Source organism: Microbacterium meiriae (assembly GCF_025143875.1).
Taxonomy (GTDB): domain Bacteria; phylum Actinomycetota; class Actinomycetes; order Actinomycetales; family Microbacteriaceae; genus Microbacterium; species Microbacterium meiriae.
This window is the reverse complement of sequence record NZ_JAMBDU010000010.1, coordinates 88746-110429: the sequence shown is the minus strand read 5'-3', so window position 1 is coordinate 110429 and position 21684 is coordinate 88746. Positions and strand designations below refer to the sequence as shown.

21 protein-coding genes are annotated in these 21684 nt (G+C 70.7%); 12 read left to right on the top strand and 9 right to left on the bottom strand.

The features are described 5' to 3' along the window. Positions 1–76: 76 nt before the first annotated feature. A complete protein-coding gene (locus M4D53_RS08435; protein WP_071329948.1) occupies positions 77–2608 on the bottom strand; it encodes an ATP-dependent Clp protease ATP-binding subunit in 2532 nt (843 codons plus the stop codon). A gap of 175 nt (positions 2609–2783) precedes the next feature. Here M4D53_RS08435 and M4D53_RS08430 point away from each other — a divergent pair, with 175 nt between their 5' ends. The 6 genes from M4D53_RS08430 (at position 2784) to M4D53_RS08405 (ending at position 7094) form a co-directional block, all read left to right on the top strand. After that, positions 2784–3407: a hypothetical protein gene (locus M4D53_RS08430; protein ID WP_259953417.1), complete on the top strand. Its 624-nt coding sequence runs from the start codon at positions 2784–2786 to the stop codon at positions 3405–3407. Further along, entirely contained in the window at positions 3407–4039 is a 633-nt protein-coding gene (locus M4D53_RS08425) for a hypothetical protein (RefSeq protein ID WP_259953416.1), read from the top strand. Before M4D53_RS08430 ends, M4D53_RS08425 begins: the two co-directional genes overlap by 1 nt. Continuing rightward, positions 4039–4791 (top strand): hypothetical protein, encoded by a 753-nt coding sequence (locus tag M4D53_RS08420; RefSeq protein ID WP_259953415.1) that lies wholly within the window; start codon positions 4039–4041, stop codon positions 4789–4791. The genes M4D53_RS08425 and M4D53_RS08420 overlap by 1 nt, the downstream gene beginning before the upstream one ends. Further along, positions 4788–5024 carry a helix-turn-helix domain-containing protein gene (locus tag M4D53_RS08415; RefSeq protein ID WP_060922489.1) on the top strand — a complete coding sequence of 79 codons (237 nt, stop codon included), beginning with the start codon at positions 4788–4790 and terminating at the stop codon, positions 5022–5024. The genes M4D53_RS08420 and M4D53_RS08415 overlap by 4 nt, the downstream gene beginning before the upstream one ends. Positions 5025–5186: 162 nt before the next feature. Beyond that, positions 5187–5528 (top strand): hypothetical protein, encoded by a 342-nt coding sequence (locus M4D53_RS08410; protein ID WP_259953414.1) that lies wholly within the window; start codon positions 5187–5189, stop codon positions 5526–5528. A gap of 144 nt (positions 5529–5672) precedes the next feature. Continuing rightward, the gene (locus M4D53_RS08405) at positions 5673–7094 is read left to right on the top strand and encodes a dicarboxylate/amino acid:cation symporter (RefSeq protein ID WP_187662442.1); all 1422 of its coding nucleotides are present in this window, start codon (positions 5673–5675) and stop codon (positions 7092–7094) included. 162 nt (positions 7095–7256) lie between these two features. Here M4D53_RS08405 and M4D53_RS08400 read toward each other — a convergent pair whose 3' ends face one another. Together M4D53_RS08400 and M4D53_RS08395 are read right to left on the bottom strand one after the other, a co-directional pair. Next, positions 7257–8987 carry a cation:proton antiporter gene (locus M4D53_RS08400; protein ID WP_187662443.1) on the bottom strand — a complete coding sequence of 577 codons (1731 nt, stop codon included), beginning with the start codon at positions 8985–8987 and terminating at the stop codon, positions 7257–7259. A 57-nt stretch (positions 8988–9044) separates the two neighbouring features. Continuing rightward, a complete protein-coding gene (locus M4D53_RS08395) occupies positions 9045–9353 on the bottom strand; it encodes a MerR family transcriptional regulator (protein WP_259953411.1) in 309 nt (102 codons plus the stop codon). A gap of 125 nt (positions 9354–9478) precedes the next feature. On the opposite strand from M4D53_RS08395, the gene M4D53_RS08390 reads away from it, so the two are divergent. The 5 genes from M4D53_RS08390 to M4D53_RS08370 all read left to right on the top strand — a co-directional run bounded on the left by M4D53_RS08390 (position 9479) and on the right by M4D53_RS08370 (position 12957). Beyond that, positions 9479–9901 carry an Hsp20/alpha crystallin family protein gene (locus tag M4D53_RS08390; RefSeq protein ID WP_025105470.1) on the top strand — a complete coding sequence of 141 codons (423 nt, stop codon included), beginning with the start codon at positions 9479–9481 and terminating at the stop codon, positions 9899–9901. 66 nt (positions 9902–9967) lie between these two features. Further along, the gene (locus tag M4D53_RS08385) at positions 9968–10195 is read left to right on the top strand and encodes a DUF2795 domain-containing protein (protein WP_259953410.1); all 228 of its coding nucleotides are present in this window, start codon (positions 9968–9970) and stop codon (positions 10193–10195) included. Between the two features lie 36 nt (positions 10196–10231). Then, entirely contained in the window at positions 10232–11269 is a 1038-nt protein-coding gene (locus M4D53_RS08380; protein WP_259953408.1) for an LLM class flavin-dependent oxidoreductase, read from the top strand. A 444-nt stretch (positions 11270–11713) separates the two neighbouring features. Then, positions 11714–12649 carry an endonuclease domain-containing protein gene (locus M4D53_RS08375; protein ID WP_259953406.1) on the top strand — a complete coding sequence of 312 codons (936 nt, stop codon included), beginning with the start codon at positions 11714–11716 and terminating at the stop codon, positions 12647–12649. Positions 12650–12750: 101 nt separating this feature from the next. After that, complete coding sequence (locus M4D53_RS08370) at positions 12751–12957, top strand: methyltransferase (protein WP_101848254.1); 207 nt, start codon at positions 12751–12753, stop codon at positions 12955–12957. Positions 12958–13432: 475 nt separating this feature from the next. Here the strand turns inward: M4D53_RS08370 and pheA are convergent, their stop codons facing one another. Then, a complete protein-coding gene (gene pheA / locus M4D53_RS08365; protein ID WP_259953402.1) occupies positions 13433–14416 on the bottom strand; it encodes a prephenate dehydratase in 984 nt (327 codons plus the stop codon). A 45-nt stretch (positions 14417–14461) separates the two neighbouring features. On the opposite strand from pheA, the gene pgm reads away from it, so the two are divergent. Beyond that, positions 14462–16105, top strand: coding sequence for a phosphoglucomutase (alpha-D-glucose-1,6-bisphosphate-dependent) (pgm, locus tag M4D53_RS08360; protein WP_187662450.1), 1644 nt, complete (start codon positions 14462–14464; stop codon positions 16103–16105). Between the two features lie 512 nt (positions 16106–16617). Here the strand turns inward: pgm and M4D53_RS08355 are convergent. From M4D53_RS08355 to M4D53_RS08335, 5 genes are all read right to left on the bottom strand, one after another. Beyond that, positions 16618–17436, bottom strand: a complete 819-nt coding sequence (locus M4D53_RS08355) for an ABC transporter ATP-binding protein (protein ID WP_101848251.1) — start codon at positions 17434–17436, stop codon at positions 16618–16620. Between the two features lie 11 nt (positions 17437–17447). Then, entirely contained in the window at positions 17448–18482 is a 1035-nt protein-coding gene (locus M4D53_RS08350) for an ABC transporter substrate-binding protein (protein WP_259953398.1), read from the bottom strand. Between the two features lie 30 nt (positions 18483–18512). Continuing rightward, a complete protein-coding gene (locus M4D53_RS08345; protein WP_085605959.1) occupies positions 18513–19364 on the bottom strand; it encodes an ABC transporter permease in 852 nt (283 codons plus the stop codon). A 141-nt stretch (positions 19365–19505) separates the two neighbouring features. Further along, positions 19506–20609 carry a glycerate kinase gene (locus tag M4D53_RS08340; RefSeq protein WP_259953392.1) on the bottom strand — a complete coding sequence of 368 codons (1104 nt, stop codon included), beginning with the start codon at positions 20607–20609 and terminating at the stop codon, positions 19506–19508. Beyond that, the gene (locus M4D53_RS08335; RefSeq protein ID WP_259953390.1) at positions 20606–21673 is read right to left on the bottom strand and encodes a LacI family DNA-binding transcriptional regulator; all 1068 of its coding nucleotides are present in this window, start codon (positions 21671–21673) and stop codon (positions 20606–20608) included. The genes M4D53_RS08340 and M4D53_RS08335 overlap by 4 nt, the downstream gene beginning before the upstream one ends. Positions 21674–21684: the final 11 nt, after the last annotated feature.

Here is a 21684-nt window from a genome sequence, read left to right as displayed (position 1 = left end):
GGGGGGGGGGGGGGGGGGCCCCCGGGGGGGGGGGCCCCGCCCCCCCCCCCCCCCCTTCGGGTGACCGGGTCGAGGATCAGTCGTTGCCGGTGATCGCCAGGTCGGGCGTGCCGGAGATCGCGCCGCCGCCGGTGTTGACACCGACCGCGACCTTCTCGCCGCGCGGGCCGTGCTCGAACAGGAACTCCCCGTCCTTCGCGTCGACCTTCACGTGGTCGCCCGAGTCGAGCTCGCCGTGCAGGATCTTCTCCGACAGACGGTCCTCGATCTCGTGCTGCATCGCGCGACGCAGCGGACGAGCACCCAGAGCCGGGTCGAAGCCGATCTCGATCAGGCGCTCCTTGGCCGACTGCGACAGCTCGATCGTCATGTCGCGGTCGAGCAGACGCTCGCCGAGGCGCTTCGTGAACAGGTCCACGATCTGCACCAGCTCGCTCTTGCTCAGCTGCGGGAAGACGATGATGTCGTCGACGCGGTTGAGGAACTCGGGCTTGAAGTGCCGCTTGAGCTCCTCGTTGACCTTGCCCTTCATCCGCTCGTAGCTCGTGGCGTTGTTGCCCTCGATCTGGAAGCCCACGGGGCCTCCGGCGATGTCACGCGCACCGAGGTTCGTGGTCATGATGATGACCGTGTTCTTGAAGTCCACGATCCGACCCTGACCGTCGGTGAGGCGACCCTCTTCCAGGATCTGCAGCAGCGAGTTGAAGATGTCCGGGTGGGCCTTCTCGATCTCATCGAAGAGGACCACGCTGAACGGCTTGCGCCGCACCTTCTCCGTGAGCTGACCGCCCTCTTCGAAGCCGACGAACCCGGGAGGGGCACCGAACAGCCGCGAGACGGTGTGCTTCTCGCCGAACTCGCTCATGTCGAGCGAGATGAGCGCGGCCTCGTCGTCGAAGAGGAACTCCGCGAGCGCCTTGGCCAGCTCGGTCTTTCCGACGCCCGTGGGGCCGGCGAAGATGAACGAGCCGGAGGGACGCTTCGGGTCCTTGAGGCCGGCACGCTGACGACGGATGGTCTTGGAGAGGGCCGCGATGGCCTCCTCCTGGCCGATGACGCGCTGGTGCAGCGCCTTCTCCATGAAGACGAGTCGGCTGGACTCCTCCTCGGTCAGCTTGAACACGGGGATGCCGGTCGCCTGGGCGAGCACCTCGGCGATCAGACCCTCGTCGACGACCGCCTGGGTCGCGACGTCGCCCGCACGCCACTGCTTCTCCAGACGCAGGCGCTCGGCGAGGAGGCTCTTCTCCTCATCGCGCAGGGAGGCGGCCTTCTCGAAGTCCTGCTCCTCGGAGGCGATCTCCTTCTGCTCGCGCACGGCGGCGATCTTCTCGTCGAACTCACGCAGCTCGGGCGGGCTGGACAGGATCGACAGACGCAGGCGGGCGCCAGCCTCGTCGATCAGGTCGATGGCCTTGTCCGGGAGGAAGCGGTCGGAGACGTAGCGGTCGGCGAGGTTCGCCGCGGCCACGATCGCACCGTCGGTGATCTGCACCTTGTGGTGCGCCTCGTACCGGTCGCGCAGCCCCTTGAGGATGTTGATCGCGTGCGGCAGCGTCGGCTCGTTCACCTGCACCGGCTGGAAGCGGCGCTCGAGCGCGGCGTCCTTCTCGAAGTGCTTGCGGTACTCGTCGAGCGTGGTGGCGCCGATGGTCTGGAGCTCACCGCGCGCGAGCAGCGGCTTGAGGATGCTGGCCGCGTCGATCGCGCCCTCGGCGGCGCCCGCACCCACGAGGGTGTGGATCTCGTCGATGAAGACGATGATGTCGCCGCGCGTGCGGATCTCCTTGGTGACCTTCTTCAGCCGCTCCTCGAAGTCACCGCGGTAGCGGGACCCGGCGATGAGCGAGCCGAGGTCGAGCGAGTAGAGCTGCTTGTCCTTCAGCGTCTCGGGCACATCGCCCTTGACGATCGCCTGGGCGAGGCCCTCGACGACGGCGGTCTTGCCGACGCCGGGCTCGCCGATCAGGACGGGGTTGTTCTTGGAGCGGCGGGAGAGGATCTGCATGACCCGCTCCGCCTCCTTCTCGCGCCCGATGACCGGGTCGAGCTTGTTGTCGCGCGCGGCCTGCGTGAGGTTGCGACCGAACTGGTCGAGCACCTGCGAGCCGCCCTGCGCACCCGAGGGGGTGTCGTTGGACTGCGCGCCGACGGACGCGGGCTCGCGGCCCGGAGCGCCGGAGAGCAGCTGGATGACCTGCTGGCGCACCTTGTTGAGGTCGGCGCCCAGCTTGACGAGCACCTGAGCGGCCACGCCCTCACCCTCGCGGATGAGGCCGAGGAGGATGTGCTCGGTGCCGATGTAGTTGTGACCGAGCTGCAGGGCCTCGCGGAGGCTCAGCTCGAGCACCTTCTTGGCGCGGGGCGTGAACGGGATGTGGCCGGTCGGCTGCTGCTGACCCTGGCCGATGATGTCCTGCACCTGCTCGCGCACGGCGTCGAGGGAGATGCCGAGCGACTCCAGCGCCTTGGCTGCGACGCCCTCGCCCTCGTGGATGAGGCCGAGCAGGATGTGCTCGGTGCCGATGTAGTTGTGGTTGAGCATCTTCGCCTCTTCTTGGGCGAGGACGACCACTCGACGGGCTCGGTCCGTGAATCTCTCGAACATGTTGACTCCTTATTCGCACGGGGCGAAGACGCATGAAGCGCTTGTACATCGAGAGTAACGACCAGAAATGGCGGGTATGCCCGTGTTCGCCGTGGGCATAGCGAGGCCTTGACGGGTTTATCGACAGTCGTTATGTTAACGAAAGTCGATAAACACCGACCCACAGGAGGAGCACATGCTCGCCACGGAAAGACGCCCTTCGCTCGCCGACGGCATCGCGCTCGGGCTCATCGCCACCGGTGCCGTCGGCGTCGGGATCGGCGCCATCGTCGCGGTCGCCCAGGCCGCCGGCGCCCTGTTCTCCCCGTCGCCCACGGTCGCGATGCCGGTGCACGACGTCGACCTCTTCGCGCTCGACGGGGTGGGCGGGATCGAGGGCGCCGCCGTCGACTCCGCCCTCGTCACCCTCACCGCGCCACCCACGGGCGCCCGCTGGCTGCTGCTGCTGGAGACGGCGCTGCCCGCGCTCGCCACCGTGGCCCTGTGCGCGGTGGTCTGGTGGCTGGGCGTCTCCCTCATCCGCTCCCGCCCGTTCCGCGCCTCCCTCGGGTGGATGTTCGCCGTCGCCGCCTGTCTGCTGATGGCGGGCACGCTGTTCGGCCAGCTCGCCGGCGGCATCGGCCGGGCCGAGATCGTGAAGGACCTCGCCGCGACCGACCCCGCGGTCGAGGACGTCCTGTGGACGCTGCTCATGGAGTTCGATCTCGCACCCGTCGGGTGGGCGTTCGCGCTGGCTCTCGTGGCCGGCGTCTTCACCATCGGCCGCCGCCTGCAGCGCGACACGGAGGGACTGGTCTGATGGCAGCCACCGCCACCCGCTCCGAGCGGGCCGATGCGATCACCGTCATCCTCTATGCGGCGGCGGCCCTCGTGACCGTCGGCATCGCGACGGTGCTCCGCGTGGGCGGCACCTTCCGCGACGACGGGATCGCGTGGACGCTCCCCATCGACGAGCAGCCGATCTCGGCGACCACCGATTCCGGGCAGATCTCGATCGAGGGCATCGCGCAGGAGGCGATGGTCTTCGCGACGGGGGTGAACAGCGTGTCGATCGCCGCCATCGTCGCCGCCATCGCGCTGTGGGCCCTGGCCGCCGTCGCCGTGATCGGCGCGGTCACGCTCGTCGCCTGGAACTTCCTCCGCGGACGGTTCTTCGTGCCGGGCAATGCGCGCGCCTTCGACGTGATCGGCTGGACACTGGTGCTCGCACCGATGGCGATCGTGATGCTCGAGACGATGGGACGCAACGGCGTGACCGCGGCGCTCGGCCTCGGCGACGGGGAACCCGTGCACCCGATCGAGTTCTGGGCGATCGCGCCGATCTTCGCCACCGGGGTCACCGTCGGCCTCATCGCCGTCGCCTTCCGTCGCGGTATCCGGCTGCAACAGGAGAAGGTCGTGCTGGAGAAGGAGACGGAGGGACTGGTCTGATGATCTCGTTCGGTTCGGAGGCCGTCTGGCCGTCTCTGCTCAACATCGGGATCGCGCTCGCGGTCTGCGCGGCCGTCGTCGCCCTCGTGGTCTGGAACAGCCGTCGCCGTGGCAGTCGCACGGTCGCCCTCGACGCGGCGCTCACGCTGTCCGGGTGGTGGATCACGCTCTCCGCGCTAGGCGCGGTGGTCATCGTCGTCAAGGCCTTCACCGTGGACTGGGCGGAGCTGCACGGTGCGACGACGGTCTTCCTCGACTGGCCCTCCAGCCTCCCGTGCTCGGAGTACGGCGACAGCACGACGACCATGCTCACCTGCGGCGGCACGGAGCTGTCGGACTTCACGGTGGGCAACGCCTCGCTCGGGCTGCGCCTCCTCGCTGCGGCCGCACAGCTCAGCACCCTCGCCCTGACCACGATCCCCGCCGTGGTCCTCGCGCTCATCTGCTTCCACACCCTCCGCGGCCGCGCGTTCTCCCGCACCGTGACCCGCGCCCTCGTCGGGGGTGCGATCGCGTTCGGGGTGCTGGGCGTTCTCTCGGACCTCCTCAACGGCATCGCCGCCACCACCGGACTGCGGGAGGCCCTGCCGGCGGACAGCACCGGGTATCCGCAGACCTACTGGCTCACCGTGACACCGGTGCCGTTCGCCGCGGCGCTCGGCCTCCTCGCCCTCGCCGCGGTGTTCCGTCAGGGCATGCGCGTGGAGCAGGAGCGGGCCGCCCTGGAGCGCGAGACGGAGGGGCTGGTGTGAGCCCGGCGGAGAGCGACGACGAGTTCACGGGCATTCACTGCCGTCTGGACGAGCTGCTGGCGGCTCGCGGGATGACGCTGACGGAGCTGAGCGCCGCCGTGGGCGTCAGCATCGTGAACCTGTCCGTGCTGAAGAACGACCGCGCCCGCGCGATCCGCTACTCCACGTTGCGGGCCATCTGCGAGGCGCTCGACTGCGAGGTCGGCGACCTCCTCGTCCTCGCCGATCGCTGACTCCCGTCGACCCGCCCCCTTGAGCGCGCCCCGGCCTCTTGCGGACGCACGCAGGGGGCCGAGACGCACGAAGAGGGGTGGGTCGGCGGAAGGGCGAGCACGGTCACACAGTGGATTGCAAGCCCCTACTATGAGTCGGCTGTGAGTGGATACGGTCGTCCCATGATCAGCACCCGCACCCCCTCGCGTCGCGGCCTCCGCCTCCTGGCGATCGTCCCGGCCGCTGCCCTCGCCTTCTCCCTCGCCGCCTGCGCCGGAGAGAGCCGCCCCTCGGTCGACGATGTCGCCGACGGCATCCAGAAGGTCTTCGAGGGCACCGCGCAGGAAGAGGCCATGACCGACGATGCCGCCACCTGCCTGGCCGAGGCCCTGGTCGACTCCGACCTCAGTGATGAGACGCTCGGCTACATCGCCGACGGGGAGGACAAGCAGCGGGACGAGGCAGACAAGGCCCTGACGACCCAGATCATCCAGGACAACCTCCAAGACTGCGTCACGCCCTGAGGGCGGGATCGCAGCGAGGGATGACGGCCTCGGGAGGGCGGCCGTCATCCTTCGTCATATCCGCCCAGGGAATTCTCAGGCTCTCCTAGCGTTGAGCCTCATGGCGTGCACCCGGCGCGCCGCGATTCTGGAGTCCCCACCTCAATGAGCACCACCGCACGCGCCCAGAAGGCGCCAGACACCCGCGGGCCGGTCCGGAAGCTGCTGACCTCGTTCGGCTTCCAGATCATCGCCGCCCTCGTCCTCGGCATCGCCGCCGGTCTGATCGGCCGCCAGCTCGGCGCCACGGCCGAGAACCCGACCGCCCTGTCGGGCACCCTCGACACGATCGGCAGCTCCTATGTGACGCTGCTCCGCGCGGCCGTCGTCCCGCTGATCTTCACCGCGATCGTCGCCAGCATCTCGAACCTCCGTCGCGTGCAGAACGCCGCCCGCCTCGCCGGCCAGACGATCCTGTGGTTCGCGATCACCGCTTTCATCGCGGTCATCATCGGCATCGTCCTCGGCCTCGTGATCCAGCCGGGCAGCCACGCCGGCGACGGCCTGGAGCCCGGCGAGCCGTACACGGTCGGCACCTGGTGGAACTTCCTGCTCGGTCTCATCCCGCAGAACTTCCTCGGCCTGACCGTCAGCACCTCCCCCGGCGCCACCGAGGGTGCGTTCACCTCGAGCGTCGGCTTCAACATCCTCCAGGTGATCGTGGTCGCGGCCGTCGTCGGCATCGCGGCGCTCAAGGCCGGCAAGAAGGCCGAGCCGTTCCTCGTCTTCACCGAGTCGCTGCTCAAGGTCATCCAGCGCGTGCTGTGGTGGATCATCCGCATCGCGCCCCTCGGCACGTTCGGCCTCATCGGCTCCGCCGTCATCAAGTACGGCTGGGAGAAGCTCGCGTCGCTCGGCTGGTTCGCGGGCGCGGTCTACATCGGCCTCGCGCTCGTGCTCTTCGTCGTGTACCCGATCCTGGTGCGCACGCACGGCCTGTCCATCAAGCAGTACTTCTCGGGTGTGTGGCCCGCAGTGCAGCTCGCTTTCGTGAGCCGCTCCTCGATCGGCACGCTCCCCCTCACGGAGCGCGTGACCGAGCGCAACCTCGGCGTCCCCCGCTCCTACGCCTCGTTCGCGGTGCCGCTGGGCGCGACGACGAAGATGGACGGCTGCGCCGCGATCTACCCGGCCATCGCCGCGATCTTCGTGGCGCAGTTCTTCGGCATCGAGCTGAACTTCGTGCAGTACCTGCTGATCGTGATCGTCTCGGTCGTCGGTTCCGCCGCCACCGCCGGCACCACGGGCGCGGTCGTCATGCTCACGCTGACGCTGTCCACCCTGGGACTGCCGCTCGAGGGTGTCGGTCTGCTGCTCGCGATCGACCCGATCCTCGACATGGGCCGTACGGCCGTGAATGTCGCGGGTCAGGCACTCGTCCCCGCGATCGTCGCGAAGCGCGAGGGCATCCTCGACGAGGAGCTCTACAACGCACCCCGCGAGGGCCTGCCCTTCGCCGACGACTCCGGCGACGACGCCCCCGAGGCCGACGCCGCCTCCACCCCGGAGCCCGCCGGCGCGCGCTGACCCGGTCTCCTCACGAGCGCCCCACTTCCTTCCGGAGGTGGGGCGCTCTTGTCTCCCCTCCCCACCCCGTCGACCCACCCCTTTGCGTGCGTCCCGGCCCGTTGCGGGCGGTCGCAGAGGGGTGGGTCGACCGGAAGGGGGTGGGTCGAGGGGAAGGAGGGGTCAGCTGCGACTCAGGGGGCGGGTCGCGCCGCGGGTGTCGAGCGCGAGCTCCTCGGCGTCCATCGCGGCCAGCAGCTCCCGCATGACCTCCTCGTCGAGCTCCCCGGCATCGCGCTCCGCGACGAGGATCTCCCGTCGCACCTGCAGCCATCCCTTGGTCAGCGCGACGAGGTCGTCGTAGGACGGGCGGGCCACGGTGTCCTCGACCTGCTGCGCGTCGTCGGTGTCCTTCTCCACCCGGGTCATGCGCTTCGTGAACGCGTCGAACATGCCGAGGTCGACCTCGCCGTGCTTCTGCTCCCACTCCCGACGCTTCTCGGCGAGATAGGCCTTGCCCGCCTCGCGGCTCTTGGCCTTGACCGTCTCCAGCGCCGCGACGTCCTCCTCGTGCTCCTCATCCCCGGCGATCTCCAAGCGCCGGATGAGCAGCGGCAGCGTGAGCCCCTGCAGCAGGAGCGTGCCGACGGTGACGATGAAGGCGACCACGACGATGGCGTGCGCGGCCTCGGTGTCGAGGCCGGCCAGGTCGGCGGCGGCCACCGCGATCGCCAGGGTCACCACGCCGCGCATGCCCGCCCAGGAGATGACCGCGTTGTCCTTCCACGTGAGCCGCAGACCCGCCATGCGCTCCCGCACGATCTGCGTCCGCAGCTCGTCCGTGCTCTGGTCGCGCCACCGCCGGGACCGCCGACGACGCTCGTCGAACTCCCCGGACGCGATGCCACGGTCCATGCGTGCGAGCCGGCGGCGGTCCTGGAAGTTCGACCACGCGCTGATCGGGTAGATGTAGAGCGGCCGGACGACGAGCACCACGAGCAGCACGGCGCCGGAGAGCAGGAGGATGTGCCCCACCGACTCGCTGCCGAGGTCGTTGAGCACCCGCGGGAACTGGAGGCCGATGTAGGCGAACACGAAGCTCTCCAGCAGCAGGTCGGCCGACAGCCACAGCGGCGCCTCCTGCTGCCGGGTCGTGTAGTCGGTGCGCGGGGCGTTGAAGCCGACGAAGAGGCCCATGGCCACGACCGCGAGGACGCCGGAGCCGAGCAGATGCTCCGCGATGTTGTACGCACCGAACGGGGCGAGAAGACCGAAGGTGCCGATCACGACGGGGTCGCCGATGCGCATCCGGAGCTGATGCAGCACGATCCCGAAGACGAGACCGATCCCCACCCCTACGCCGACCGCGAGGAGGAACTGACCGACGCCGCCCCCGATCGACACGGTCGCCCCGGCGAGGATCGCGGCGAACACCCGGTAGAGCGTGAGCGAGGTCGCGTCGTTGATGAGGCTCTCCCCCGACAGCACCGTCATGATGCGGCGGGGCAGACCGAGACGACGACCGATCGCCGCCGCCGACACCGCGTCCGGCGGAGCGACGATGGCCCCGAGCAGCAGCGCGCCCGGCAGCGTGAGCGACGGCAGGATCCACCAGGCCACGAGTCCGACGGCGAACGCGGTGAGCAGCACCAGCCAGATCCCGAGACGGCGGATCTGCGGGAGGCTGCGCTTGAACCCGACGAACGACACGTCGAGGGCGGCGGAGTACAGCAACGGCGGCAGCACGAGGCCGAGCAGCAGATGCCCGTCGATCTCCAGTTCCGGCACGAACGGCAGGAACGACGCGGCCAGCGCGACGACGGTCACGAGCAGCGGTGCGGGCCACCCTCGCCACCGCGCGACGGCGGCCACGGCGACGGCTCCGACGAGGACGTAGAAGATCCCGGCTTCCATGCGGAAAGCGTAGCGGCGTCGTCCGCGCTCCCCGGTCCGCGGAGCATGGGCGGGGTGTCAGTCGCGGACGGGGCGCTCCCGTCCCGGCCCGTCCGCATCGAGGGCTTCGCGGAGGCCCGCGTTCTCGTCCTGCAGGTCGAGGACCCGCGCGATCCCGGCGATGTTGATGCCGTCCCCGCGGAGTTCGGCCGCGCGACGCAGGCGGGTGATGTCGTCGTCGCTGTACCGACGCGTGCCGCCGTCACTGCGAGCGGGCGCGAGAAGCCCCTTGCTCTCGAAGAGTCGGATCGTCGCCTCCGACAGGTCGACGAGCTGGGCGGCGACGGCGATGCCGTAGAGCGGGGTGCGCGAGTCGCGTGCGGTCATCCGGGTGTCCTCAGGTCGGGGTTGCGAAGAATCCTGCAAGTGTTCTATAACAAATCTATACCTGACGTGCAGATAATCTGCACACCACCTCAGCCCTTGCAGGGCCGCACGAAAGGAGAAACCTCATGGCACTGACCTTCGATCCCTTCAGCCAGCTCGACCGCTTCGCCGCGAGCGTCTTGGACTCCGTGCGCGCGCCCCGGTCGATGCCGGTGGACCTGTACCGCGACGGGGACCGCTACATCCTGCACGCCGACCTCCCCGGCGCCGACCCGGGCTCCATCGACGTCGACCTCGACGGCGGTCAGCTCACGATCCGCGCCCAGCGCACGGCCGACACCCGTGAGGGCGTGCGCTGGCTCGCCCGCGAGCGCGGGGCCGGGTCGTTCCTGCGCCAGTTCTCGCTCGGCGACGGTGTGGACCTCGACAACATCAGCGCCTCGTATGAGAGCGGTGTCCTGTCGGTCGTCATCCCCGTCAGCGAGCGGGCGAAGCCGCGCAAGATCGTCGTCGAGTCCGGCGAACAGCGCCAGGCGATCGACGCCTGATCATCCTGGGGGCGGTGCACTCGCGCCGCCCCCGCTCTTCTCCTCTTCGCACGGAAAGGACGAATCATGGCACTCTCCCCGACCCTCGACCGTTTCCTCGCCGACATGGAGTACCCGGCGACCCGCGACGATCTCCTGCGCGAAGCGGCGCGGGACGGACTGCCGGCGGAAGATCGCGCGGTGCTGCGCGACCTGCCCGAACAGAGCTACAGCGCCGCCTGGCTCATCCGCTACCGCCTCGCCCGCACCGCTCTCGCCGACGCGCTCACCCCCGCCTCGCGACTCGCCGCCTAGGGAATGCCGGAGCGGCCGCCGAGGTTGCATCCGGAGATGAACGACGTCGCCCTCTCCGTCCTCGACCTCGTGCCGGTCCGCTCCGGCCAGACCAGCGCCGAGGCCATCTCCGCCTCCCTCTCCCTCGCCGCGACCGCCGACCGGCTCGGCTACCGCCGGTACTGGTTCGCCGAGCACCACAACATGCCCGCGGTCGCCTCGACCACGCCGCCGGTCCTCATCGCGGCCGCCGCCACGCGCACCTCCCGCATCCGTCTCGGCTCCGGCGGCGTCATGCTCCCGAACCACGCGCCCCTCATCGTGGCCGAGCAGTTCGCCGCCCTCGAAGCCATCGCGCCCGGACGCATCGACCTGGGCCTCGGCCGCGCCCCCGGCAGCGACCCCGTGATCACCCAGCTCCTCCGGGGGTCCGGGACCACCAGCGACGTGGAGCAGTTCCCCCGGCACGTGCAGGACATCGCGGCGCTCTTCACCGCCGACGGCGCCACCGTGCGCTTCACCTCCGGCGGGGAGTACACCGTGCGGGCGACCCCCGCCGCGACAGGAGTGCCCGAGGTGTGGCTGCTGGGGTCGAGCGACTACTCCGCACAGCTCGCCGCCTCCCTCGGCCTGCCGTACGTGTTCGCGAACCACTTCTCCGGACAGGGCCTGGAACGCGCCCTCGACCTCTACCGCACGAACTACCGTCCGAGCGAGGAGCATCCGGAGCCGCGGACCTTCCTCACCGTGAACGCCGTCGCGGCACCGACCGCGGAGGAGGCGGAGGCCCGCGCCCTCCCGCAGCTGCGGATGATGGCGCGACTCCGGCTCAACCAGCCGCTCGTCGCGCTGGAGACCATCGAACAGGCCCTCGCCGCAGAGCACGACGCCGCAACGGACCAGGTGGTCGAGGCCGCGCGGTCACGGTGGTTCGTCGGCACCGGGGAGTCCGTCGCCGCGGAGGTCCGCTCCTTCGCGACGACCTACGGGGTGGACGAGGTCATGCTCTCCCCCGTCGCCGGAGCCTACGACGCGGAGCCGAAGGACTCGGCTGCGGGGCGCGCCCAGACGCTGGAGCTCGTCGCGGGCGCGTGAGTCGCGTCTCGCGTCCCGGGCGCGTGAGTCACGTCGCGGGCGCGTGAGTCGCGTCGCGGGCGCGTGAGTCGCGCCGCGGGATCGTGAGTCGCGCCGCGGGATCGATAACGGTCCCCCGCGCGGTCCGGCCGGCACTCTTTTGATCCCCGGGTCCGGCCCCTTCCGAGGTGCGGGATCGATAACGGTCCCCCGCCTGCCCTGCGCGGCACCTTTTTGATCCCGCACCCTTGACACCCGCCGCCCCCTCGCTCACGCCATGTGCGCCGAGCGCCTCGGCACGCGGGACCAGAAACGTGCCTCGGACCGCCATCGGAGGGGCATCTCTGATCCCGCTCGACGGGGACGTCTCCGCCACAGGTCCACGTCGGTTCGGGTTTTCCACAGGAGTCAGACGAGTGAAAGCAGACCGTCGGAGGGCGGGCCCACCACGGACAGCATGGACGCATGCGACACCGGATCCCTCTTCCACCTGACCTCGGCCCTCACTTCGCCGTCCGTGACGCCGCTGCCATCGGGGTCGGGCGGAAGAGGTACTCCAGCCGAGACCTCTCGCGGCCGTTCGCCGGCGTGCGGTCGACGGTGGAGCCCGCCACCTTCGACGATCGAGTCGCCTCCTACCTGCCGCGCCTCCGCCAGGGCCAGGCCTTCGCCGGCCGTACGGCCCTGCGACTGTGGGGCCTTCCCACACCCGTCCGCTGGTCACCCGGCGAGCCCCTCGATGTCGCTGTGCCCACCGGGACATCACCGCCCCGGACGGCCGGTGTCCGGGGGCGCCGTATCGCGCCCGGACGGGCAGATGCGTGGCACATCAACGGAGTGCCGACGGTCGACCCGGTCAGCACACTGTTCCTGTGTGCACGGGAGTTCGCGTCGACGCCGATGGTCGTCGCGCTTGATGCCCTCCTAACGGCGTCCGATGTCTATCCGGGGCTGAGGACGGGCCGGCCTGTGGCAACCGCGGACAGCATCGAACGGCACTTGGTGCGATGGGGACGCTTCCCCGGGTGCGGCCGCATCCGAGAGGCGCTGCCGCTCGCGCGCCCGGGTGTCGAGTCCCCGAAGGAGACGGAGACCCGCCTGCTGCTCGTGAGCCTCGGACTGCCGGAGCCCGCCGTCCAGCACGTCGTCTCCCCGGGCGGACGCTTCCTCGCCAGGGTCGACCTCGCCTATCCGGAATACCGCATCGCCATCGAATACGAAGGCGACGGCCACCGGACGGACCGCGATCAGTGGCGGGCCGATATCCGGCGCCAACGCGACCTCGAAGACCACGGGTGGCTCGTGATCCGGATGACCGAGCTCGATCTGCGCGATGGCGGAACGGTTCTCGCCGCGCGCGTCCGTCGTGCGCTCGACGTTCGACGCCACCTCTGGGGTTGAGGTCCGTGTCACGGGCCGAACGGGAAGGCTTCTCCCCGGGAAGGGGCTGGCCCCGGGCCGCACTGAGGCGTAGCCTCGGCCGCAGAGAGAGGGGTTCGACGATGAGCACCAAGACACTCGCACTGTGGGTCGCCTACGGGACGAACGGTGTGGTGGGGAGCATCCGCCACGATGAGGACGGCTATGTGGTGACCATGGCGGGAGCGGACGCGGCAGCGGGCACCTATCCCAGCCTCGCCTCCGCGAAGGGCGCGCTACATGCCCGCATGCTGCCGGGCAGCGCCTGGCCGCGGTTCCAGGAGCACTGAGCACCCCACTCCACGCGTGCGGGATCGAAAAGGCGCCTCCTGCGACGGGGACAGGCGCGAATCTGACCCCGCAGTGATCGCTACCGCGGGAGCGAGGCGGTATCTCGGCGTGGGTGTGTCCGGACGCTGCCCCGCATGGCCACGAGTACGGGGATCAGACGCGCTCGTCCCGCACAGCCTCAGGTGCCGGGATCAAAAGGGTTCCTCGCCGCGCCCGGAGACGCGCATTCTCGAACCCACGTGGATGATGCGGCGCGATGCGGGATGGAGAACGTGCGCGAGTCGGGTCGGGGACGTGCGTTTTCGATCCCGCACCCGGCATCCCTGCGGGACTCCAGGACTCCGGGACTCCGGGGCTGCGGGACTGCGGGACTGCGGGACGGAATCCGCGCGTTGCCCGCGTCGGGGAGGCGCGAGATGGATCCCGCATGCGCACGGCACACGGGGGCGCGCGACGCACGGGCCGCGGCGAGACTCAGGCCTCGGGTTCGCCGGAGAGGATGCCGCGGAGCCAGTCGCGGGCCTCGATGAAGACCTCGTCCGAGTAGCGGTCGGGGTACTGCACGATCTGCCGATCGGCACGGGGATAGGACCCGAGGAACACCACGCGGGGGCTGAAGCGGCGGATCCCGAGCAGGGCGTCGGCCATCCGCTCGTGCTCGATGTGACCGTCCGCGTCGATCACGAACCGGTACCGGCCGAGCTCGTCGCCGATCGGCCGGGACTCGATGAGCGAGAGGTTGATGCCGCGCGTCGAGAACTGCTCCAGCATCTCGAGGAGCGAACCAGGGTGGTCGTGCGGGAGCTCCACGATCAACGAGGTCTTGTCGGCACCGGTCGGCGCGGGCGAACGCGTGGTCCGCGTGACGAGGACGAACCGGGTCACGGCCGCCGCGTTGTCGCCGATGCCCTCGGCGAGGACGTCCACGTCGTAGTGCTGCACGATACCCGGGGCGGCGATCGCGGCCTGCGCGGGCGAGCTGCCGTCGAGGACACCGATGGCCGAGGCGACGTTGCTCGCCGCCGGCACGTGCGAGTGGGTCGGAAGGTGTTCGCCGAGCCAGCCGTGGCACTGCGCGTAGGCGACAGGGTGCGCGGCGATGACCTCGACCTGGTCGAGAGTGGTGCCGCGCGGTGCGACGAGGACGAAGTTCACCCGCACGAGGTACTCGCCGATGATCCGGAGCCCCGGCAGAGTCGCCAGCGCATCCTGCGTGGTGGACACACCGCCCTCGATGGAGTTCTCGATCGCGATCATGGCCGCGTCGCTGCGTCCTTCGAGCACATCCGCGAGCGCCTCACCCACGTTGTGCACCGGCCGCCAGTCCTGCCCCCTGGCCTCGGCCACCTGGTCGAGCGCCGCCTCCGTGAAGGTTCCGGCTGGTCCGAGATAGCTGTAGGTGCGGCGTGCAGTCACGGCGTTCAGCCTATCCCTCGGTGACTCATCGCAATCCCGCATGTCAAGCCGGATGCGAGCATCCGCCGCACGGGGCAGACTGAGTGCATGAGCAGCCGTGCCGGCCTCCCCGCGGAGGAAAGTGACCTGATCGACGTCGACGAGCTGATCGCCGCCTACTACGACCGCGTGCCGAACCCGGACGTCCCGAGCGAACGGGTCGTGTTCGGCACCAGCGGCCACCGCGGCTCGTCGCTCACCAAGAGCTTCAACGAGAACCACATCCTCGCCACGACCCAGGCGATCGTCGACTACCGTGCGGCGCAGGGCATCACCGGCCCCCTCTTCCTGGGGCGCGACACCCACGCCCTCTCCCTCCCCGCAGAGCGGAGCGCCATCGAGGTCCTGCTCGCGAACGGAGTGGACGTGCGCGTCGACGCCCGGGACTCCTGGGTGCCGACCCCGGCGCTGAGTCACGCGATCCTCACGTACAACCGCGACCGCGCCGCCGACGACCCGGGCCGCGCGGACGGCATCGTCGTGACCCCCTCGCACAACCCGCCCCGCGACGGCGGCTTCAAGTACAACCCGCCCCACGGCGGTCCCGCCGACACGGATGCGACCGGCTGGATCGCCGACCGCGCCAACCAGCTCATCGCGGGCGGCCTGGCCGAGGTGCGCCGCGAGCGCTTCGCCGACGTGGACTGGGACGCCATCACCGGATACGACTTCCGCGACGCCTACGTGCGCGACCTCCCGTCGATCATCGACATCGAGGCGATCCGCCGCGCCGGCGTACGTATCGGCGCGGACCCGCTGGGCGGCGCCTCGGTGGAGTACTGGTCGCTGATCGCCGAGATGCACGACATCGACCTCACGGTCGTCAATCCCGAGGTCGACCCCACGTGGCGCTTCATGACCCTCGACTGGGACGAGAAGATCCGGATGGACCCGTCGTCTCCGTCGGCCATGGCGTCGCTCGTCGCGAAGAAGGGCGACTACGACATCCTCACCGGGAACGACGCGGACGCGGACCGGCACGGCATCGTCACCCCCGACGCCGGGCTCATGAACCCGAACCACTTCCTCGCCGTCGCCATCGACTACCTCTTCTCGCACCGGGAGCACTGGCCGCGCGAGGCGGCGGTCGGCAAGACGCTCGTGTCGTCGATGATCATCGACCGCGTGGCCGAGTCGCTCGGGCGGCGTCTGCTGGAGGTCCCGGTCGGCTTCAAGTGGTTCGTGCCCGGGCTGCTCGACGGTTCCGTGGCGTTCGGCGGCGAGGAGTCGGCGGGGGCCTCGTTCCTGCGGCACGACGGCTCCGTGTGGTCGACCGACAAGGACGGCATCCTCCTCTGCCTGCTCGCGGCGGAGATCCTCGCGGTGACCGGCAAGACCCCGTCGCAGCGCTACGCGGAACTCGAGGACGCCTTCGGTTCGTCCGCCTACCAGCGCGTCGACGCCCCGGCCACCCCTGAGCAGAAGGCGACGCTGGGCAAGCTGACTCCGGAATCGGTGACGGCGACCACCCTCGCCGGCGAGGACATCATCGCGAAGCTCTCACACGCTCCCGGCAACGGTGCGGCGATCGGCGGCCTGAAGGTGCAGACCCCGCACGCGTGGTTCGCCGCGCGGCCGTCCGGCACCGAGGACGTCTACAAGCTCTACGCCGAGAGCCTGCGCGGCCCCGAGCACCTCGCCGAGGTGCAGGCCGAAGCCCGCGCCGTGGTGTCCGCCGCCCTCGGCGACTGACTCCGCCCCCGCGGGATCCGCAGGTGCCGCGGGATCGAAACCGCTCCCCTCGGCCACCGCCGAGGGGAGTCTTCGATCCCGCACCCCGGTGGACACCTCGTGCGGGATCGAGAGTGCGCCTGGCACGCGCCGGAGAGGGACGTAATCGATCCCGCGACCCGGGTCGAGCGAATCCGCCGAGTGCGCGCGTACGTCCCAAGGCCGTGGCGACGAGTCCTTCCGTTGTCGCAGGTCGGCCGCCCGTCTTCCGCCCACCGCTCCCGGTCGCGGGGTCGAAAACGTCCCTGCGAGAGATCGCGGAGGAGCGGTTTCGATCCCGTCCCGCCGGCCACCCCTGTCGCGGGATCGAAAACGTCGCTCCGGAAGACCGCGGAGGAGCGGTTTCGATCCCGTCCCGCCGGCCACCCCTGTCGCGGGATCCAAAACGTCCCTGGGGGCCTTCGCGGAGGGGCGGTTTCGATCCCGGGCGGGGCGGGACGGGGTGGGGTGGGGCGGGGCGGGACGGGACGGGGTCAGTCGGCGTCGGTGGAGGAGCCGAGGAGCTCGCGGACGCGGCTGGAGACGCGGTGGAACTCCTCCGTCTCCAGAACGTCGGCGTAGCCGCGGCGGGCCGGGAGGTCGACGCGGTGCTCCTCCAGGATCCGTCCGGGGCGCGGACCCATCACGATGACGCGGCTGGCGAGGTAGACGGCCTCCGCGACCGAGTGGGTCACGAGCAGCACGGTCGTGCCGGTGGCGCTCCAGATCCGGTTGAGCTCGACGTTCATGCGCTCACGCGTAAGGGCGTCGAGGGCACCGAACGGCTCGTCCATGAGCAGCACCCGCGGCTCGTGCAGCAGCGCCCGACACAGCGACACCCGCTGCTGCATGCCGCCGGAGAGCTCGTGCGGCAGCGACTTCTCGAAGCCGGTGAGACCGGTCATCTCGATGAGCTCGTCGGCACGGGCCTGGGCCTTGCGCATGTCCATCCCGCGCATCTCGGCCTGCAGGAGGATGTTGCCGCGAACGCTGCGCCATTCCAGGAGCGCCGCCCGCTGGAACACGTAGCCGATGTCCTGCCGCGGACCCCGGACCTCGTCGCCGCGCAGGCGGATGCTGCCCCGGCTCGGCGCGGTGAGTCCGGCGACGGCCTTCAGGAGGGTCGACTTGCCGCAGCCGGAGGGCCCGGCGATGGAGAGGAACTCCCCCTCCTCGACGCGCAGGTCGACGCCCTCGAGAGCCGTGACCTGGCGCCGCTTGGAGGCGAAGGTGATCGCGAGATCCGAGACCTCGAGCGCCGGAGCGGTGCTCGTGGTCGCGGGTCCGCGCTCCTGCTGAACGTGAGTGTCCATGACGATCGGTCTCACTTCCCGGGGGTGAAGGCGTCGTCGAAGTAGGTGTCCACGTCGCCGTCGCCCGAGATGAGCCCGGCCTCGGACAGCACCTCCAGCGTGGACTCCCAGTCCTCGGTCGCGTTCGCGCCGGGAGCCTCACCCTCGGTGGCGTCGGTGTGGAGCAGCTCGATGGTCTCCTCCCACTGGTGCAGCAGGACCTCCTGCGACGGCATCTGCGGGTCCTTGCCCTCCATCGCGGCCACGGCCGCCTCGGGGTCCTCCTGCGCCGCGGCGAAGGCCTCGGAGGTCGCCGCGACCAGCGCCTCGACGAGCTCGGGGTCGCCCTCGATCGTGTCGGTCGGCGCGATGAGACCGTTGCTGAAGAAGTTCAGGCCGGCGTCAGAGTAGCGCAGGTACTCGACGTCCTTGCCGCTCTTGTCGGCGATGGTCGGACCCTGGTCGTGCGCGAAGCCGATGAGGCCGTCGACCTTGCCCGAGAGCATGGCGGCGATCTTCCCTGCGGCGTCGAGGTTCTGCTGCGTCACATCGCCCTCCTCCAGGCCCACGGCCTCGAGGTACATCGGGAAGGTCGTGGTCGGGGCGTCGCCCGCGGAGACCGCGATGGTCTTGCCCTTGAGGTCTTCGGGGCTGGAGATGCCGGAGTCGGCGAAGACCTGCACGGCCGACGGCGTGGTCTGCAGGAAGACGCCGACGCTCTTGATGCCGACGCCCTTGTCGATGTTCGCGAGGACGGCGGGGGTGTCCGCCCAGCCGAAGTCGACCTGCCCCTGCCCGACGGCCTGCGCGGTCTTCGTCGAGCCCTGGCCGGCCTTGATCGTGAGATCGATGCCGTGCTCCTCGAAGATGCCCTGGTCGACGCCGTAGTAGAACGCCGCGTGCTCCCCGTACGGGTACCAGTTGAGCATGAGGGTGACCGGCGTGAGCTCCCCGCCGTCACCGTCGCCGGAGCTCGCCGGGGTCGTCGATCCTCCGCAGCCGGAGAGGGCGAGCACCGCGGCGGACGCGAGGGCGATCGAGCTGAGGATGGTGCCTGACTTCTTCATCAGTGCCTTCTTTCGTGGGGGCGAGGGGGGTCAGAGTCGGACGGTGGCCGCGGCGACGTCGCGCTTGGAGGCGTGCCACGGGATGAGGAAGCGCTCGGCGATCTGGATGATGCCGAAGAGGATGACGCCGAGCAGCGACATGATGATGAGCGCGGCGAAGAGCATGGCGGTGTCGAGGTTGCCGTTGGCCTGCAGGATCACGTAGCCGAGGCCCTCGTTCGCGCCGACGAACTCGCCGACCACGGCACCGGTGACCGCGAGCGTCGCGGCGACCTTGAGACCGGAGAGGAGCTCGGGCAGCGCCGCGGGCAGCCGCACCTTGAGGAAGGTCTTGAAGCGGCTCGCTCCCATGGTCGACGCGAGCTGGAGGATCTCCGGGTCGACGGTGCGCAGGCCGGCGAGACCCGAGATGACGACCGGGAAGAACGCCATGAGCACGGCCACGAGGATCTTCGGCTCCGCGCCGAACCCGAGCCAGACCACGAACAGCGGAGCGATCGCGATCTTCGGGATGACCTGGGCGAAGAGGATGACCGGGTAGAGCGTCTGCTCCAGGCCCCGCGAGTACACCATGAGCACGGCGACGAGGACCCCGACGACGACCGCGATGACGAAGCCGATCACGGTCTCGTAGGTGGTGACCCAGGTGTTCTGCGCGAGGTAGGCGGCGTTGTCGGTGAAGGCGGCCCAGGTGTCGGCGGGCGACGGGATGATGAAGGCGGGCACCCACCCGAGGCTCGTGGAGACCCACCAGAGGGCGAGCACCGCGAGCACGAAGACGAGCGGGTGCCAGTGACGGCTCCACCAGCGGACGATGCCCGGAGGCTCGGGGCGGTCGGCGGCGATCGCCAGGGTCATGGTCGCGGAGGGGGCAGACGACATGGGGTCCTCGACATCTTCGTGAAGGATTCGGGAAAGCGCATTCCCGTTCGGTGTTGCGAGTCTATGCCGACCGTTCTGCCGTGTCAACGCACCGTGTCGCGCCCGCGCGGATCTCGCGCGTCGGCGCGGCCTCCGGATCGGTCACCGCGACCGGGCCAGCTCCGCGCCTGCGACCCGAAGCCAGCGCGCGGGGTCGGCCACGGCGGCGGCGGACGACCCCGCCAACGCGGTCAGCGACACGGCCCGCGTGAACAGGCCGGCGTCGGCATCGTCCGCGATCCGACCCGCGGCGAGCAGAGGACGCGCCCCCGCCTCGACGGCGAGCGCGGCGAGGAAGGACGGCACCTTCCCGTCACCCGACTGTCCGTCGTACGACCCCTCGCCGGTGATCACGGCCTCGGCGCCACGGACGGCCCCGGCCAGATCGACGAGCGCGGCCACCTCGGCCGCCCCCGGGGCGAGGATCCCGCCCCAGCGCACGAGCGCCGCCCCCGTACCGCCGGCGGCACCCGTGCCGGGGAGCTGCGGATCGACGGGAAGGAGGGCGGCGAGACCGGCGAGCGCGTCGTCGACCCGGGCGATGTCGCCGGGCTCCGTGAGCCCCTTCTGCGGACCGAACACCGCCGCCGCGCCGCGAGACCCGGTGAGCGGATTCGTGACATCGGTCAGCACGCGGACATCCGGCGCGGTGCGCAGCGCGCCGAGATCCGCCGTGGCGATGTCCGCCAGACCCCGGGCTCCCCTCGCGACCGGCCGACCGTCCCCGTTGAGGAAGCGCGCGCCGAGGGCGGCGAGCATGCCGGTGCCGCCGTCGGTCGAGGCGCTGGAGCCGATGCCGAGGATCAGTCGCGAGACGCCGTGATCGAGGGCGGCGGCGATCGCCTGCCCGAAGCCGGTCGTATCGGCATCCCAGGGCCGCAGGCCGTCGAGGAGCTCGATGCCCGAGGTCGAGGCGATGTCGACGACGCCCGTGCCGCCGGGAGCATCGGTCGTGCTCGGCAGGAGCAGCCAGGACGTCTCGACGGGAGCGCCCGCCGGGCCGTCGACGGTGACCGGCATGCGCTGTGCATCCGGTACGGCCGTCGCGAACGCCGCGACGGTCCCCTCCCCGCCGTCGGCCATCGGGCGGAGGACGATGTCCGCCGCCGGCTCGACCTCCCGCCAGCCGTCGGCGAGCGCTGCCGCGGCCTCCGCCGCCGTGATCGTGCCCTTGAAACTGTCCGGAGCGATGACGACGCGGGTCATGCCCGGAGCCCCGGGGTGCTCGCGCGCACGACCACCTCAAGCGGGAGCGTCGGCTGCTGCCAGTCCTCGTCGACGATCGCCCGGAAGGCCTGATACCCGGCATCGCTCAGCGGCACGCAGACCGTGGTGAGGGCCGGTGTCACATCGCGACTCGAGGGCACGTCGTCGAAACCGCAGACGGCGATGTCCACGCCGACCTCCCGGCCCGCCGCGCGGATGGCCGCCATCGCCCCGATGGCCACCACGTCGCTGATGCCGAACACGACGGTACCCTCGGGGACTCCGGCTGCCAGGGCGTCGGCCATCGCCGTCGCCCCCGACTCGCGGCGGAAGTCTCCGCGGACGGTCTGCGCGACCTCGCCGCCGCCCTCCGCGAATCCGGCGCGGAAGCCCGCCAGCCGGTCGTCCGAGGTGCGCACGCCCTCCGCCGCCCCGACGAGCACTGCCGAGCGATACCCGAGTTCCGCCATCCGACGGCCGAGCGCGGCGGCCCCGGCCCGGTTGTCGATCTCCACCCGGCGGTCGCCGTCGCCGTCCGCGCCGAAGGCGACGACACGGCCCCCGAGGCGGGTGAACTCGGCGAGCTCGCGGGCGGTCTCCGCCTGCCCCTCCTCCTGCGTGCGCGAGGCGGCGAGGATGAGCCCCTGCGGTCGCTGCCCGCGCAGCGCACGGACGATCCGCGCCTCCCGCGCCGGGTCGCGCTCGGTGATGGCCACGGTCACGACGAGACCCTGCTCGTCGGCACCCCGCGCGACGCCCGATGCGATGAGTCCGAAGTAGGGGTCGGCGATGTCCGCGACGAGGAGCGCGATCACCGGCGAGCGTCCGCGGGCGGTCGCCTGCGCGGAGACGTTGGCGGTGTAGCCGAGGGCCTCGGCGGCGGCCTCCACGCGTTCCCGGAAGGGCGCCGCGACCTTGCGCTCGGAACCGTTCAGCACGCGAGAGGCGGTCGCCAGCGAGACCCCGGCCTCGAGCGCGACGTCATGCAGCGTGGGCGCCGGTCCCCGGGCGTGACGGGGGCGACGCGCGGCCGGCGGCTCTGCCGGTGTGGCGGACGGGGTCATGCTCCGAGCCT